We start from the raw sequence: 16,064 nt of genomic DNA on the forward strand, positions 1-16,064 counted from the left end.
CCCGCACATTCTAAGACCGAGAAGCGGCCCTGCGCTGAACGGATCCACGCAGAGCGAGGACCCATGGCCACACTCAACATCGACGGCCGCCAAGCACTGAACAGGACAGGCATTGGCGAGCGCGCCGGCGTCGCGCTGCCCACGGTCGACCGGTGGAACGCGCGCCGTGCAATCACCGGATTCCCCGCTCCGATCCCCGACGAGGTCACAGGCCAGCCCACCCGTCGTTGGTGGTGGACCGACGAGATCGACGAATTCCTCGCCGCCCGTGCGAAGAGCCGTCGCCGGCGTCTCACCACAGTCGACCGAAGCGGTGATCCCGACGACCTCCTCATCGCCGTGCAGGCAGCACGCGTGCTCGGGTATCGCAGCGGTAACAATCTTCCCGACGACTTCCTCGCGTGCGCCGACGAGGTCGAACTGAAGGGCAACAGCCGTCCTCGCCGCAAGTGGCGACGGGCGACGATCTGGGCCTGGGCCGACAGGCGTGGATCCCGGCACGGCGGCGGCCCGCGCCAAGGCAGCCGTAACCGCCTCAGCAACCGCACCATCGACACCAGCGGCGACCCGGACGAACTGGTGGGCAGCGCCGAGGCCACTCGGGTGCTCGGCTACTCGGCCAACACGAGCCTTCCCGCCGACCTCTACGAACGCGCCGACGAGACCGAAGTAAAGCCCTCCGGCCGCACCTGGCACCGCTGGTCCCGCCGCACACTGTGGGCGTACGCCGCCGAGGACGCCTCGCCCTAACAGGACTCGTCACCAGCACAGGCCCACACACTGGCCAGCGGAAGAAGCCCAGCACAGCTCATCATGCATTTCCGAAGTCCACCCACGTGGACTCGTGGCATTCCGTCGCTTCTGAGCCAAGCAGATCCGGTCCCGGGAAGCGACGCGTCCCAGTGTCCCAACGCCTGACGACCCGTCTGCAAGCTGTCCGTCGCAACCGGGCCGCCAAGATCTTTCCGGCTTCAGTCCCACATGACGTCCGCAACAACCCCGGAAACATCTTGGCGGCCCTCAGGTGAGTCGCCCCCCGTGCCCGGACCCGCTTTCGGCTTTCGCGTCGGAAACACCACGCGAGGCCCACGCGGGCCCGCCACCGGAAGGGCACACGATGAACCTGCAGCTGGACTACATTCCCCAGACCACTGACCTCATCGCCTGCGCCGTCTGCGGGGAGACCTACCCCTTCGGCATCATGGTCAAGATCCCCGGGCTCGGCCACGTCGACGACTTCTGCATCGACCGCGAGATCAAGACCCTGGTGGGCGCCACCTGCCAGCCCAGCACCCCGGGCGCCAAGGCTGCCTAACGCCGAGGCCGGCCGGGCGCCCCGCCCGGCCGGCCCTTTCTTCCGAACTCCCACTGAACAGGTACATAGCCAGGCAAGCAGCCGTCCCTCCAAACGATGAAATCATCCCCGCGTGCGGCGGGAGCACTACGCGGCGGTGATGGCGCGCTTCTACGCGGAGAGACCATCCCCGCATGCGTGGGGAGCGCACTGCCCGGCCTGCGGCTTTGTAGGCGCAGGAGGCCGAAATGCATGACTTCTTGAGAGGCGGACATTTCGGGCGTCTCCTTGATGTCCCTCATCCATCATGGGTTGAGATGGTCAAAGAGGCTGGAGGGGGTAGCTGACCTGGGTATATACGACAGGGGAGAAACGGGCCACAGAAATCTCGATTGCGCATGCTGAATTTTGCCCCTGGTCGCTGGAGCGGCGGTGATTGTCGGATTCTTGGTTGGACAGCGTCCTCCTATGCCTAACCTCCGAGGCCACAATACTTCGAGGCCGATTGATCGGCTCTGTTGCCACGACGGTCACCCTGCGGCGTGCTGACTCTCGCTCTCTGCGAGTTCGACACCGTTCCCGTCGACTGTCCTGGAAACCGGCGGCTCAGATGCTTCCTGGCCCACGACATCGTGGCCAGAAGCTCCCTGCGCCGGTACCAGCGGACGGGAGGAGTCGGCTTCCTCATCGTTCCCCGTCGGCCCAACCGAGGTCCTCAGCGAAGCGCGCGCCGCCTTCACCTGCGTACGGGAGACGTCGCACAGCAACTCCACGTCGCTCGGACGGTGTCCCATGTCCAGCAGAGCGGCAAGGTGCGGCAGGATCTCCTCACGCTTGTTCGCAGCCTGACGCCGGATACGGGCGGCGGCCTCCTCCGCCTGACGGTCGAGCTCGGCGGCCTCCGCCTGCAACTCGGCCACGGTGGTCACATGCCGGTTAAGCAGCCTTGTGTGCTCGGCGACCCGCGCCAACGCCTTCTCACGGGCTTCGCGGCGAGCCAGGTCAACTGGGTTGGTCCGTTTCCGCGCCATGGCTCGGGATCGTAGTGACGCACGGCACGGCATGCCCGTGACCCGCCGAACGCTCCTCCTCCTGCACCTCCAACTCGGCACCCGCCGCGATCGGTGAGTCCGTCCTGGCCGCCCCTCTACCCTCAGCCGGGCGTCCGACCAGGCCTGCTGGAGGGCATGGCTTCGCGCACCGCGCGAAGCCACAACGGGCACCGAGTGAAGGAGACAGCATGGAACTGCGGATCACCGCCGTCCCGCGTCCTGAGGAGACCCTCGTTTACCGAGTCGAATGCGATGGACGGCACGTTCCGAACGGAGAGCAGCCCCACTTCGCGTCGTTGGATCTCCACCCGATGCTCCGCGAGCGGTACCGCGTCCGGTCGGAAATCGTCTTCCACATCCTGAGCCTTGCCCGGGAGGTCGGCGGCGTCCAGATTCCGGTCGGTCCCTCTGTGCACACGGGGTGAGTCCAGCAGCGACCCAAGTCTTCGCCGGGTGCGAGCAGTACCCGGCGGAGACTGCGTGACAGCGGCCGACTTCTCCTCGGCAAGAGGATCGACACCGCCCCCTGGAGACGCCTCTCAGCTGCGCGGCGGACCAGGAAACGCGGACGCGGCAACCGCAAGTAAGAACCTATTCGGGAAGGCTGGGCGCAAGCTGGGTAGCCAAAGCTGGGGCTCCCCCCGACCCCGACCTTTGATTGTCCGCTCCGGCCGGAACCTGTCAAGCTGCGCGCGCAAGATCTTTTGCAAAAGCGGCAAAACATCTTACGTGCTCACTTGACAGAACCCGTCCTCCGCTAGTGCAGGTCTTACGGGGTCGGGGGGAGGAAAGTGGGGGAAGACGGCTTCGCCGTCTCCGCCTAAGGCGGTCACGGGGCGAGGGCGCCTCGCGGCCTCAAGTCGGAGCTCCGGCGCCTAAGCGGTCACGGGGCGAAGGAAGCACGCGGTTGCAGGTCCGTCCGAAGAGTCGACCGGACGTCCCGCAATTGGCGGCCCATGTGGGCTGAGCTGGGAAAACGTAGCGATGAAAGTGTCAGAGGTCGTTGATTTAGACGAAGAACACGGTAGACTTATAGCTATCAGGGAGGGGACCACAACCCCCTCCACCGGCCCGAACGAAGGGACCAGCAACATGAGCACGCGAATCACGATCGAGGGAATTCTGGTCGAGACGCCGGAGCTCCGTTTCACTCCGAGCGGCGTCGCCGTCACCACCCTCCGCATCCTGGACAACCCCGCGCGACGGGTGAACGGGCGATGGGAGAAGATCGCCACGACCGTCTACGAGGTCGAGGTCTGGACCCGTCTCGCGGAGATGGCCGTCCGGGAGTTCGAGAACGGGGACCTTGTCACCGTCCAGGCATACAACGTGATCGCCCGTTCCTGGCAGAGCAAGAAGAACCCCGGCGAGACCGGCGCCGCGATCCGCGCCACCGCCGACAGCGTTGCCAAGCGGTTCCGTCCCCGCCAGGACGCCGCCGAGGAGGTGCCCGCGACGGAGCCGGAGGCCACCGAGCCCGCCAACGAGCCCACCGCGAAGGGCGCGGCCAAGAAGACCGGGACCCGGGGCGGCGCCACCGCCAAGGCCCGAGCGTAAGCCGCGCCGGTGACCGCCCCGCCCGCCGGGGCGGTCACCGCCGGGCGGGATCGGTGGGGCCGGGCATCGAGCCCGGCCCCACCGGCGGCCCCTCCGCCCCCGCGTCCCAACCCGACAGCGGCGCGGCCTGGCGGCCGCCCGTCTTTCCTGGCGCCTTCGGCGCCGGCGCCGCAAGCGGCGCAACACGGAGCCCGGCTGACGCCGGGCACGCCCCTCAAGCCCGGCTTCGCCGGGCGGACCGCTCCCGCACGTTGCAGCGCCGACTTCGGTCCCAGCGCCCGACCGGACCACCGTCCCTCCCGGACCGCCAGTCCTCTCCCCGAAGCCCCCGCCGACTGCACAACACGCCGCTTTAGGTAGTCGAGCAACGTCCCCATCGCCACTTTGGGCTCAGGTATCGTCACTTTGTGTACTCGAACGATGGCGCGAACCGATGAACGGAGGGAGCGGGCTTGGCGCACGTCACGACGATCGGCGCCTCCACCCAACAGGTCGAGTACCGGCTCACGAACCAAGCCGGATGCGCGACGGCGAACGTCACCACGAACGCGTCCCTCGCCGCCCCGGAACGTCCGCTCATCTGGGTAGGCTCCGGACTCCCGGACCTCGGTCTCACCCCGGGCGCGGTACTGGACGAGCCCCAATACCCCGCCGCTCGCGCCCTCATGCAGGGCCGTCACCCGCACTCGCTCGTCCAACTCGTTCCGCTCAAGCAGCAAGTCCCCGACCACGCGAAGGTTCCCGGGCTCCCCCTCGTCACCGCCATCGAACGGACCGCACGCGCACGCGGGATCAACACCGACGACCTGTGGACCAGCACCCGGCAACGCGCCATCTGGGGACGCCTATACCGCCAGGTGCGCGCGAAGCCCGAGCAAGCCCGTATCCCCGCCGACAAGGCCGCCATCCTCCTCAAGCGCGCCGACCTTAACCCCAACGAGGTGTACGGCCCGGCGTTCGTCGAAGCGCTCTCGCACGCCGACGAACGCGTCCCCGTCGGCAACAGCGGCTACGACGTCACCATCACCTTCCCCAAGTCCTTCAGCGCGCTCGCCGCACTCGCCCCCGAAGACATCGCCGACGGCATCGAAGACTGCCTCCGCCAAGCCGCTCTGGACGCCCTCACCCTCCTCGAGCACTACACCGCCTACGCCATGCGCGGACACCACGGCGACGGCAAACAAGCCACCACCATCCCCACCACCGGCTTCGCCGGATGGATGACCACCCACCGCGCCTCCCGCGCCGCAGACCCCCACTGGCACGTCCACTTCACCCTCACCAACATGGCCCGCGGACACGACGGCAAATGGAGCACCATCGCCGCCGGCGGCCGCGACCTGATGAACCACGTCCACCTCGCCGGTGCCTACGCCGAAGCTCGCGCCCGCCACCTGCTCACCCAACGCCATGGACTCCGCTTCACCCGCAGCGACAGAACCGGACGCTGGGAAATCACCGGCGTCCCCGACCGCCTCCTCGCCCTCTGGTCCAAACGCGACACCGAGATCCGCGACCTCCTCAACCACCAAGGCACGACTGGGACGACGCCACCCCCACCGCCAAACGGCGAGCCGCCGATCGCACCCGCGAAAGCAAAGACCCCGAACTCACCGCCGCCACCGACGCCGACCTCCGCCACGCATGGACGACCGAGGCCACCACCGCCGGACTCGACCCCGCAGCCATCGTCCACGACGCCCTCAACCCCCCGCCCGACACCACCACCGACCCCTCCGACGGCCCCCAACCCGGACCCCAACCCCACCCCCAAACCGCGGCCGGCGACCCGGAAACCGCCCCACCCGAAACCGCAGACCTGGCGACCGTCCTCCTCGACCCCGACCAAGGACTGACCGCGCACAGCACCACGTTCCGCAAGCGCGACATGATGGCCCGCATCTGCGAAGAACTCCCCCATGGCCTCGCCGACATCACCGAACTCGAAGCCCTCACCGACCGGCTCCTCGAACGCGACGACGTCGCCGACATGCCCCGCACAGGCCCGGCGCACATGGCCAACAACGACCGTTACACCACCCAAGACGTCCTCGACGCCGAACACGCCATCGTCGCCGCCACCACCACCGGCCTGCACGCCGGACTCGCCACGGTCGCCCCCGCCGTCGCCGCGCTCGCACTCGAGGTCTTCGAGACCAGCGCCGGGTACCCCCTCGACCCCGAACAACGCGACGCCTACACCCGCCTGGTCACCGCCGGACACGCCATCGACACCATCATCGGCGTCCCCGGCTCCGGAAAAACCACCACCATGGCCACCGCCCGCATCGCCTGGGAAGCCGCCGGACTCACCGTCGCCGGCTCCTCCACCGCCGCCTTGGCCGCCCACCACCTCGGCACCGAAGCAGGACTCGACCAATCCCGCTCCGTCGCCTACTGGCTCACCCTCATCGAACACGGCGACGGCCTGCACGGCATCGACGTCCTCATCCTCGACGAAGCCGCCATGACCGACACCCGCGACCTCGCCGCACTCCTGCACCACGCCACCCAAACCGGCACCAAGATCGTCGAGATCGGCGACCCCCACCAACTCGCCTCACCCGGCGTCGGCGGCGCCTTCACCATCCAGCACGACCTCACAGGCGGCCCCAACCTCACCATCAACCGCCGCCAGACCAACCACCTCGAACGCCAAGCCCTCGAACACTTCCGCAACCGCGAACACGAACAAGCTCTCGCCCTCTGGGCCGACAGCGGACGCCTGGTCGTCACCGTCACCCCCCAGGAAGCCAAGCTCGCCACGCTCAACGACTGGTGGACGAACTGGCACGACCACACCGACCCCTACCACCGCCTGACCCGCACCCTCATGCTCGCCCACCACAACAACGACGTCGACGACCTCAACCTCATCGCCCGGGCCCTCGCCCGCCAAGCCGGCCACCTCACCGGCCCCGACACCGCCTTCCCCACCCACCACGGCCACGACATCCCCCTCGCCGCCGGCGACGTCGTCCTCCTACGCACCAACGCCTACCGCCACGGCGACGGACCCGACCTCCTCAACGGCACCCGCGGCATCATCACCCACGTCGACCCCCACGCCCGCCACATCACCCTCACCTGGCACGACGCCCAAAACCAACCCCACACCGGCAACATCGACGCCGACTACATCGCCGCAGGCGGCCTCGAACACGGCTACGCCACCACCGTCCACAAAGCCCAAGGCCAAACCGCCGACCACGTCAGCCTCTACTCCCTCGACGCCAACCGCGCCACCCTCTACACCGGCATGAGCCGCGACCGCATCACCGCCCGCACCTTCCAACCCGCCACCACCCTCACCACCGACATCACCCTCGAACAATGGCAAGCCATGACCCCCGAACACCGCCGCACCAAAGTCATCGAACTCATGCGTAACAAACTCAAACACCAGCAACCCGCCACCATGGCCAGCCACGAACTCGACCGCATCAACACCTACACCCAAACACCACCACCCACGCCGCCCGAACAACCCGCACGCCAACACCGCCAAACCCGCCATCGCACCAAACGCAACAGCACCGCCCGCCGCATCACCCGCACCCACCCCTGGATCAGCCACCTCGGCCCACGCCCCACCACCAACCACGACGAACAAGCCTGGACCGGCCTCGTCGCCTCCATCGCTGCCTACCGCCACGACCACGATGTCCAAACCGCCGACCCACTCGGCCCCCAGCCGACCTCACCGGCCCAACGCACCGATTGGTACGAACTCAACGAGTTCACAACCCGCTATACCCGCTCCCAAACAGAGAAACAGACTGCAACCGCCCTCAACAATCTCCACACCACCCTTCGAAGTCTTATCGTTAGCCGTTCATGCCCGGCCGATACATCAGAAGGACTAAACGGTGCAGATCACTACATGGAGAACAGTAGTGGACCCGCCCCAAGCCCGGGGCAGACACTCTAAGGGTCCTCAGCAACGTCATCCAATAACGATCCCGAGCGGGTCTACCGGCCAGTGATGAGCTTCCGGATCTGTTTAGTCCGTAGACGACACGAGCGTCAGCCGCAGGTATCCCGTCGATGTGTACGCATGCCAGAACTGAAAACCGTTGCCACCCGAAGCGACTTCCAAGTGGATGGTCTGACCCGGTTCCGCGGCGAAGTCGATCGGAGAGCTGCCGCTGTTATCGATGCGAGCGATCGCCTTGTGGCGCCCTGGAATGATGTCGACAGTGATTTGCTGCCCTCGTTTGATCTTGCCGCAGTCGTTTCCGTCAATGAGCACCCGGTAAGCGCGCAGCAAGTCTCGGGCACCCCATCGAGGGCGAGCGATAACGACTCGGGATGTTTCGTTCATTTCGAGATCATCGCGAATCGGCTTGGTATAAGCTGTGTCACAGAGAGATTTCGGAGAGGGTTTCTAGTTCCAGCCAGGTTTTTGAGATTCCGTTTTATTTGGTCATTAAAGTTAATGACAACTCATGCCCGAGCATGCGCAACCAAGCGTAACCGACACCGTCTCGACGGTCTTCCCCATGTCGGTCTCAGCCTGCAAGCCACCTCTTCTCATATCCGACTCTACCGCATCATCGGCTCCGGGGATCCGGGGCTGACCCCCTCATCAATGCTGCATATTAGTCAGTGACTCAATGGCTTCTCGCATTGTGATTTTTAGTGCCATATCCTGATTTTCATACGTTCCCACCTTCCCCCCTGAAGCGCGAAATGCAGTAGCATACTCGAGCCATGATTTGTAAATTTTCTCCACTGTCTCGCTCGCTGAATGTGCGAGCAGCGTCTTCTCCTTGAAGTCTTTGGGTGGATTACTTTGAGTGGCCCACATTGTGACCCTCGAGTATGCGACAATATATTCACCCACCAAGATGGCAGTCTCATTTCCTATGATGCCACTGCCGAGTATGGCTATTGTCAAATTGATGTGCGGGTGCCTGGTAGGGCGACGCATCTCTTCGGGAGGAATCCAAGATGGCGGAACATTGTTCACCCAGCTCCACTCCTCTGGCATACTGGGCATTAGAGCTTCCGTTGCGGGTAGGGCGAGTTCAGCAAGTTTCCAACAATGTTGGGCGATCCCATATTCGGGTCTATGTCAAGCCCGCCAGCTTGTAGAATTCTGGCGCAATAGGTGACGCAATTATTGGCAATGTCGTCATGCATGCCGAGATTGTAATCCTCCATACCTTTTTGTGCAAGTTGCGCGTTCCTTGCATTTGGAAGTTTGATTTTCACCACAGTGGTACCTGGAGAGTGGGGTTTAGTTCGAATGGTGGCGATGGATGCTTCTCCTGTCCTGGAGCCAGCTTCAGTGTGGATTGTCCTGCCACCGTGGGTCACTGCAACAGATACATGCCCTTCGGCATCATCGAAGAACACTTCGGCGAACCCTTCTTTTTCGCCGCAATTGTGAACAAGAACAGGGGCTCCACCAGCCACTGCGTAGTACGTGTGGTCGGTGTTGACAGTGAGGTTGTGGACGCGTTGGTACTTGGTCCAGGTCTTGATTGCGGTGATCTGGACGTGGGTGCCGGCGCTGGTGCGGAGCCACATGCCGGGTTTGAGGTCGCCGGCGTTCTTCCACTGTTTCTGGGTGGGGAGCCAGAAGGGGTGGTTGTCGGTTGCGGTGAGGGTGCCGGTCTTGGTGCCGTGCTTGCCGTCGGTGTCGACGGTGATCTTGACGAGGTTCTTGGTGCCTGCGTTGCTGTGGGTGGTGAGGACGGTCTGAGGGGTGATCTTGCCGGTTTCGGGGTCGGTGGCCAAGACCTTGTCCCCGACTTGGAGCTGGTCGATCGGCTTGTGGGTTCCGTCGGCCATCAGGACGGTAGTGCCTGGAACGAAGCTGCACTTGGCGCCGGACGATGTGGCGGCCTTGCCCCCGCTGTTGGCCTTGGGTTTGGTGAGGGAGACGGGGGGTGTCTTGGCGGCGGCGTTGCCCTTGCCCACGCTGCCTCCCTTGCCGAGACCTCCGGCGGCTCCGCTCATTCTGGCGGCGAGATTGGGAGCGACCCCCTTGAAGGCGAACACGGCGCCCTTGGCGACTCCACCCACTACTCCATGAGTGATTGCGCCGACGGCTGCGCCTGCGGCGCCCGCTTTGAGAAACCCTCCTGCGGACCATTGGTCTCGTGGGGTATTTTGCGCGTAGCTGACGGCGCCGTAGACGGCTCCGGCAGCTGCGGCGCAGGCGACGCCGCCGACGCCGGTCCATCCGATGGCGACTCCACAGCCGACGCCAACCACGGCGGAGGCGATGGTGGCTCGGTGTTTGCTGACGAAGTTGCCGGTTGCGCTGGCGGCCTTGGCCAGTCCTCCCTTTGCTCTGCAAGCCCAGTTGCAGGGCGGAGGTGCGGGCGCGGCGGGCGTAGAAGGGATGTACTGATAGGTCCCGGGTCCGGTGGTTCCGCGGCCATTCCAGCCACTGGCTTGAATCCGGCGGGCATGCCGGAGGGACGATTGGTAATACTCAACCTCCGTCTTGTCTGGCTTGCCCTGGTAGGGGCTTCCGATAGCGCCCCCATAGCATTCTGTACGACCATTGATGTGGTGGCACATGGTGCCGCCAGGGTCACTGTTGGTGACGGGACTGTTGCCCGCGTAGCCGAATCCGTTCCAGGTGAGGGGGTCGCCGCCAGCGAAGATGGGGTCGGCGCTGATGAATCGGCCGATGGTTGGGTCGTATTCGCGGGCGCCGAGGTGGGTGAGGCCGGTGCTGGTGTCCTTGGTGCCGCCGACGAAGCCCTTGTCCATGGCGGAGGGCCAGATGCCGATGGGGCTGGAGCGTTCGTCACCGAACGGTGCGAAGCGGCGCAGGCTCCAGGTGTCTTGGCTGACGGCGTTGACGGTGACGTCGGCGCTGCCCTGGTAGTTGGGCATCAGGAACTGGAGGCTGGAGGTGGAGGTGCCGGTGCGGTAGGCGACGGTTTCGCCGCCGTGGGCGTAGTAGCGGATCGGCTGGACGGCGCCGGTGGGTGTGACCTTCAGTTCCTGGCCGGGCAGGTAGAGGGTGGTTCCGGTGGTGTCTTTGCGGATGAGGCGGTTGCCGCCGGCGTCGTAGATGAAGCTGGCGAGTTCGTTACCGGAGGTGTCAGCGACTTTGGCGAGGTTGCCTTCGGCGTCCCAGGTGAGTTTCTGGCCGGGGCGGGTGGTGGTATTGCCGGTTTCGTCGTAGGCGTACAGGTCGGTGCGGGTGTTGGCGCCTTGGGTTTCGGTGACGCTCTGCAGGCCGTGCGGGGATGTGACGCCGGAGTCGCCGAGGGCGGCGGGGTAGTCGTAGGTGCGGACGGTGTCGGTGGCTGGCCCGCCAGCGAAGGCGTGCTGGATCTCCTTGGTGCGGTTTCCGGTCTTCTCACCCTCGGAGTCGTACTCGTAACTGGTCCAGTACGGGGCGGGGCCGCCGATGGTGGACGTGGACGGGGTACCGCAGGCGTTTTGGTTGGTGGTGTGGGCCTGGGTAAGGCGCTGGGCGTAGTCGTAGGTGAAGCATTGGCGGTCGGTGGGCTTGCCGACCGTGTCGGTGACGATCGAGGTGATCGCGCCGGTGTTGGTGTAGTTGTAAGTGCTTTCGACGTCGTAGGTGGCCGATGAGCTTTGGCGTTTGATGGTGGCGCGGGTCAGTTGCTGGGTGGCGGGGTCGCGGTCGAAGGTCTGCCAGATGAACTTGTCGTTGATGGCGGCCAGGGAGAGCTGGGTGACGTCGCCGAAGCTGTTGTAGGTGGTGTCGGTGACGTAAGTCGATATGCCAGCCGATCGTTTGGGCAGGCCGTCGGCGTTGTAGACAGTGTTGACCTTTTCCTCGGGCAGGCCGCTCCCGGCTTGGCCGATGGCGGGGTAGGTCGTACTGGACGGGCTGCCGTCGAAGTTGTAGATCTGGCTGGTGTTGTAGGTCCCGGCCAGTTGCCCTTGGGAGGCGGGGATGGTGATGGTCGAGCCGCTCGTGCGGTACAGCCAGTCGTAGCCGGTGACGGCGGTGACGTAGTCGTCGTCGCCGATGTGGCGGGTGGCGGTGGCGGGAAGGCCCTTGGCGGAGGCGACGGTGTCGTAGGTGTAGGTGGTCAGCGGTGTGCCGCCGTTGCTGACCTGCAGGAGGCGCCCGAGCGTGTCGTAGCTTCGGGTGAGGATGGTGCCGCGGGCGTCGGTGGTGGTCTTGACCTGGTCGAAGTGGTCGTAGGTGACGGTGGCGGTGCCCTTGTCCGGGTCGGTGCTGTTCTTCGGGCGCCCCTGGACGTCGTAGGTGGTGCGCCAGACGTTGCCGGCGGCGTCGCGTTTCTCGTGGGGGCGGCCGGCGCCGTCGTAGCTGGTGGTGGTGGCGAGGTAGGGGCCGGTCAGGTCGGTGGTCTTGTACTGGCGGGACTCGACCACGCGGCCGCGGGCGTCGGTGATGCTCATGGATGGCATCGCGCCGGATGGCGGGATCGTGATGGCTTGCTCACCGTTGTACTGGTGCTGTGTCGTCCACTTTTTCGTGGAGTAGCTGTACAGGGTGGTGGTGAGCAGGCGGCCGGCTCCGTCGTAGGTGCTGACGGTCTGGGCGGGGACCTGGTTGTCGTCAGCGCTGGTCAGTACCCCGGACGGGTCGCCGTCCATGATGTAGGGGGCGTTGGACTTGAACTGCAGGCCGCGGCTGTCGTATTTGGTGTCGGCGACGATGCGGCCGCCGCCGGGTGCTTCGGTTTGGGTCTGCCGGGGGCGTAGCAGCCCGTCCATCAGTTCGACGGAGGTGTCGTAGGCGGCGGGGCTATAGGTGCGGAGTGTCTTGGTGATGACCGAGGCGGGGTTGCCATCAGCCGGGAAGTTGTACTCGTAGGTCGTCGACGGGTTGTCGGGGTTGTAGCTGCGTGGGTTGTTGGGCAGCCAAGCCTTGACGAGCCGGCCGAGCCCGTCGTAGACGGCTTCAGCGACGCGCTGGTTGGTGTCGGTGACCTTGGTGGGGGTACCGCGGGCGGGGTTGTACTCGGTGGTGGTGGTGAACCCTGCGGGTGTCCCCCCGTTGATGCTGATCGGTGGGGTGGTGACCGTGGAGGACTTGGTCCAGCCTTCGGGGGCCTGGGTGTAGGTAGAGGTGGTGGTGCGATCGTCGCTGGTGGTCGCGGGGTCACCGGCGGCGGTTTGGGTGAGGACGCGGCCGTGGCCGTCGAAGGTCTTGGTGGCCGCCAGCACCGTCGTCGAGGTGCCGTTGGAGACGCCGGTGGTGGTCTCGGTGCGGGTGTCGTTGCCCTTGGTGGGGTGGTCTCCGTACTGTCCTCCGTCGTAGAGGATCTTGGTGTCGGAGATCATGTCGGCGGCCACGAGGTTGGGCTCGTGGCTGTTCTGGTTGTCGCAGTCGACGGCGACGCTCAGCATCCGGATCGGCAGGGACTTGATCACCAGGCCGGCGGCGGCCGTGTCGGCGTACACGGTGCGTGAGCAGGTGTCGTCGGAGGCCGTGGCGGGGTCGCCCTCGTCGTCGACCGCGATTTCCCGCCCGAGGGAGTCGTAGTCGATGTAGGACTCGGTGTACTGGTCCGTACCGTCGGCCTGGCGGGTGCGGGTCTTGGACCAGGCGGGCTGGACCCAGCCGCCGCGCACCGTGATGTCGTCACCGGAGTTGGTGTCGTTGAAGGTGCGGACGGCGGTCTGATGCCAGCGGGGCATGGTGACCGTGGCGCCGATTTCGTCGGCGTCGTCGAAGGACCCGTTGAACGTGCGGGTTTCGATCACCATGCCGGCGAAGGTGTCGCGGTCCTCGATGCCGCCGAGCAGGTTCTTGGAGTCGGTGACGGTGACGTTGGACGGTGTCGCGCCCTTGCCTTGGTAGTTGCCGTCCATGCCGCGGGCGTAGGTCGTTTCCGTCCGCGACTGTTTCTCGCCGTTCTGCCCGTCTCCGGAGATGGTGCGGACCTTGCTGTAGCCGCGCCACTGTGACCATGTGCGCCACTTGTCCTTGGTGAGTCCGTCGTCCTCGCTGTACCGCCACGCGGCCCCGCCCAGGTATTGGTAGGTGGTCAGCTGCGAGCGTGAGCCGCCGGTGGCGTCGGACTCGATGATCGAGGTGGCGACGTACTTGTGGTACCAGTCGTTGATGATGTCGCCGTCGAGGTCCTGCCATTTGACGGGGAAGCATCGTTTGGTGTTCGACTTCGGCGTGGGCATGGCGTCCGGCGCGTACACGCACTCGCCCGCAGGTGTCGGGGTGGCGTACGGGTCGGAGTAGGTGACGGTGGTGGTGGAGCCGGTGCCGTTGCTGACGCCGACCAGGCGGGGCCGGTCGTAGCCGGGCAGAGCGTTGATGCCGGTTCCGCCGCGGGTGCTCACGACCCGGTTGGGCATGAGCTGCCCGGTGAGCGTGATGGTCGGCGCCGCCGCGTCCGTGCCGTCCTTGCCGGTCTGGTCGATGGTGTGCAGCCAGAGCACGCCGTTCTGAGCGGTCTGGCCGAAGTCGTAGACGTCGACCGGGCTGTAGGTACCGGCGGCCTTGTCGGTGAGCAGCTCGGTGGTGACCTTGGTCAGGCGCTTGCGGTCGAAGAAGGTGGGTGAGACCTTCTGCAGCCCGCAGGTCTCACCGTCGTCGCAGATCCGGTCGTCGGGCAGGTCGGTACGGTCGGCGGTGGTGAACCGGACTCGAGCGGTCGCGGGGGCCGCGTGGGTCGAGCCTTGGCGCTGCCCGTAGTCGATGCGGGTGAGACGCCCGCCGGAGACGTACTTGGTGCCGCCCTCGGTCTGCAGGTAGGTGGTGTAGTTGTTGGTCTCTTGGGCGTAGTAGTAGGTGATGGTGTTGCTGCGCGGGTCGATGACGTGGTCGAGATTCCACCGCCACGCCTGCTTGCAATGGGCGTCCTTGAAGGTGGAGTCGTAGCAGGGTTCGCCGGAGTCGTCGCCGAAGACCGGGGCCGTCCAGGTGGAGTTGGTTTCGGTGTCGCCGCTGGACCAGTCGTCGATGCGGTTCTTGCCGAAGATGTACTGGACGCCCTCGAGCGAGGTGACGCGCCACCATTCGCCGTTGTCGTCGCCGTTGGTCGCGCCGGTGAGCCGCTCGATCTTCCAGCCGTTGTCGTTCTTCGGGCGCCAGGTCTGTGAGCCGGAGTCGTACAGCAGTTCGGTGGACTGTCCGTTCAGCGACAGGATGGCGTTGTCGCGTCCCCAGCACAGGTCGCCGGATTGGTGGCCGTCGTCCAAACAGGGCTTGTACTTGCGTGAGATCGAGCCGGGCCAGTAGGAGAACCCGTCGCCGATCCAGGAGGCTTGGGAGTTGTCGGCGGCGGTCTTGCCGTCGACCGCACCGGAGTTGTAGCCGATGGTCAGCGGCGGGATCAGGTCACCGGGGACCGGCGGCACCCGCATCGGGTACTGCCAGGAGAACTCGCCGGTGTTGGTGCCCGCGCTCCACGACGACGACGCCGACAGAGCGGTTGCGCCCCAGTCACCGCCTGGCCCGGACGAGCCAGCCTCCGCGGCCAGAACGGTCGTCGACCCTGCTCCCGCCAGCTCCACGTCGGTGCTCAGGAGGGAGTTGTCGGTGTCGTTGTCGGTGGCCAGCGGCGTCCGCTTCTGGCATTCGGCCTTGGCCGGGGTGGTCAAGGCGCAGGCGGGCAGCTTCACCAGCCGTAGGCGGGACGCCCAGTCGCCGCCGTGCGCGGAGGCGAACCTGGAGTAGTCGATACCGACCCTGGATCGGCCCTGTTCCTTGGCCGACAGGGTGAGCAGGAGTCCGTCTGACCGGATCGCCTTGGCCGCCTTACGGTCGGCGATCTGAACCTGCACCTGCGACGGCACGGCGGTGGCAGCGCGAGCATTCGCGGCCGACGCGGGCGCGCCGAGCAGGACGGGCGAGTCCCCGGCCCGCGCCCACGACGCCGCGCTCCTGGCGTTCGCCTTCGCTTTGGTCAGGTCGGCGGTGGCCCGGCCGGCCTTCGGCCAGATCGGCTCGGGCCTCTTGGCACCGATGGGCGTGCCCGCCTGGCCGGGCAGTTTCTCTTCACGGGCCTTGACCGGCTTCCCATCGACCCGTTTGACCTCCTGCGTGCCGGGGCGACGGTCCCGACCGTCCTCCGACAGCCGGGGCCACTCGGCCGCGACGGCGTCCCCCATCAGGCTGGACGCCAGCACCAGCGACATCGTCATCGCCACCAGCGCGAGCAGACTCCGCTTCCGGCCGATCAGCCGCAGCACACCGGTCACCGATGCCTCACATCCGTTCGGGG

The 16,064-nt window shown here is 66.0% G+C and carries 10 protein-coding genes; 6 read left to right on the forward strand and 4 right to left on the reverse strand.

Features of this window, described 5'->3' with window-relative positions; translation table 11 throughout:
• Window positions 1-63: 63 nt before the first annotated feature.
• Window positions 64-750, forward strand: coding sequence for a hypothetical protein (locus BJF79_RS09410; protein WP_075896320.1), 687 nt, complete (start codon window positions 64-66; stop codon window positions 748-750).
• 367 nt (window positions 751-1,117) lie between these two features.
• A complete protein-coding gene (locus tag BJF79_RS09415; RefSeq protein ID WP_075896322.1) occupies window positions 1,118-1,315 on the forward strand; it encodes a hypothetical protein in 198 nt (65 codons plus the stop codon).
• Between the two features lie 509 nt (window positions 1,316-1,824).
• On the opposite strand, the gene BJF79_RS09420 is transcribed toward BJF79_RS09415, so the two are convergent.
• Entirely contained in the window at window positions 1,825-2,325 is a 501-nt protein-coding gene (locus BJF79_RS09420; protein WP_158079133.1) for a hypothetical protein, read from the reverse strand.
• Between the two features lie 209 nt (window positions 2,326-2,534).
• Between BJF79_RS09420 and BJF79_RS09425 the strand changes: the two genes are divergently transcribed.
• The 4 genes from BJF79_RS09425 (at window position 2,535) to BJF79_RS09440 (ending at window position 7,834) form a co-directional block, all read left to right on the forward strand.
• Entirely contained in the window at window positions 2,535-2,771 is a 237-nt protein-coding gene (locus BJF79_RS09425) for a hypothetical protein (protein ID WP_075896326.1), read from the forward strand.
• Window positions 2,772-3,438: 667 nt separating this feature from the next.
• Entirely contained in the window at window positions 3,439-3,903 is a 465-nt protein-coding gene (locus BJF79_RS09430) for a single-stranded DNA-binding protein (protein WP_075896328.1), read from the forward strand.
• Window positions 3,904-4,355: 452 nt separating this feature from the next.
• Window positions 4,356-5,759 carry a MobF family relaxase gene (mobF, locus tag BJF79_RS09435; RefSeq protein ID WP_075896330.1) on the forward strand — a complete coding sequence of 468 codons (1,404 nt, stop codon included), beginning with the start codon at window positions 4,356-4,358 and terminating at the stop codon, window positions 5,757-5,759.
• 32 nt (window positions 5,760-5,791) lie between these two features.
• A complete protein-coding gene (locus tag BJF79_RS09440) occupies window positions 5,792-7,834 on the forward strand; it encodes an ATP-dependent RecD-like DNA helicase (RefSeq protein ID WP_075896332.1) in 2,043 nt (680 codons plus the stop codon).
• A gap of 72 nt (window positions 7,835-7,906) precedes the next feature.
• Here BJF79_RS09440 and BJF79_RS09445 read toward each other — a convergent pair whose 3' ends face one another.
• From BJF79_RS09445 to BJF79_RS09450, 3 genes are all read right to left on the reverse strand, one after another.
• Window positions 7,907-8,173 carry a hypothetical protein gene (locus BJF79_RS09445; protein WP_143219807.1) on the reverse strand — a complete coding sequence of 89 codons (267 nt, stop codon included), beginning with the start codon at window positions 8,171-8,173 and terminating at the stop codon, window positions 7,907-7,909.
• Window positions 8,174-8,491: 318 nt separating this feature from the next.
• Entirely contained in the window at window positions 8,492-8,875 is a 384-nt protein-coding gene (locus tag BJF79_RS53040) for a hypothetical protein (RefSeq protein WP_143219808.1), read from the reverse strand.
• A 29-nt stretch (window positions 8,876-8,904) separates the two neighbouring features.
• Window positions 8,905-16,041, reverse strand: a complete 7,137-nt coding sequence (locus tag BJF79_RS09450; RefSeq protein ID WP_075896336.1) for an RHS repeat-associated core domain-containing protein — start codon at window positions 16,039-16,041, stop codon at window positions 8,905-8,907.
• Window positions 16,042-16,064 lie beyond the last annotated feature (23 nt).

The sequence above is a fragment of the Actinomadura sp. CNU-125 genome, from assembly GCF_001942465.1.
GTDB lineage: Bacteria > Actinomycetota > Actinomycetes > Streptosporangiales > Streptosporangiaceae > Spirillospora.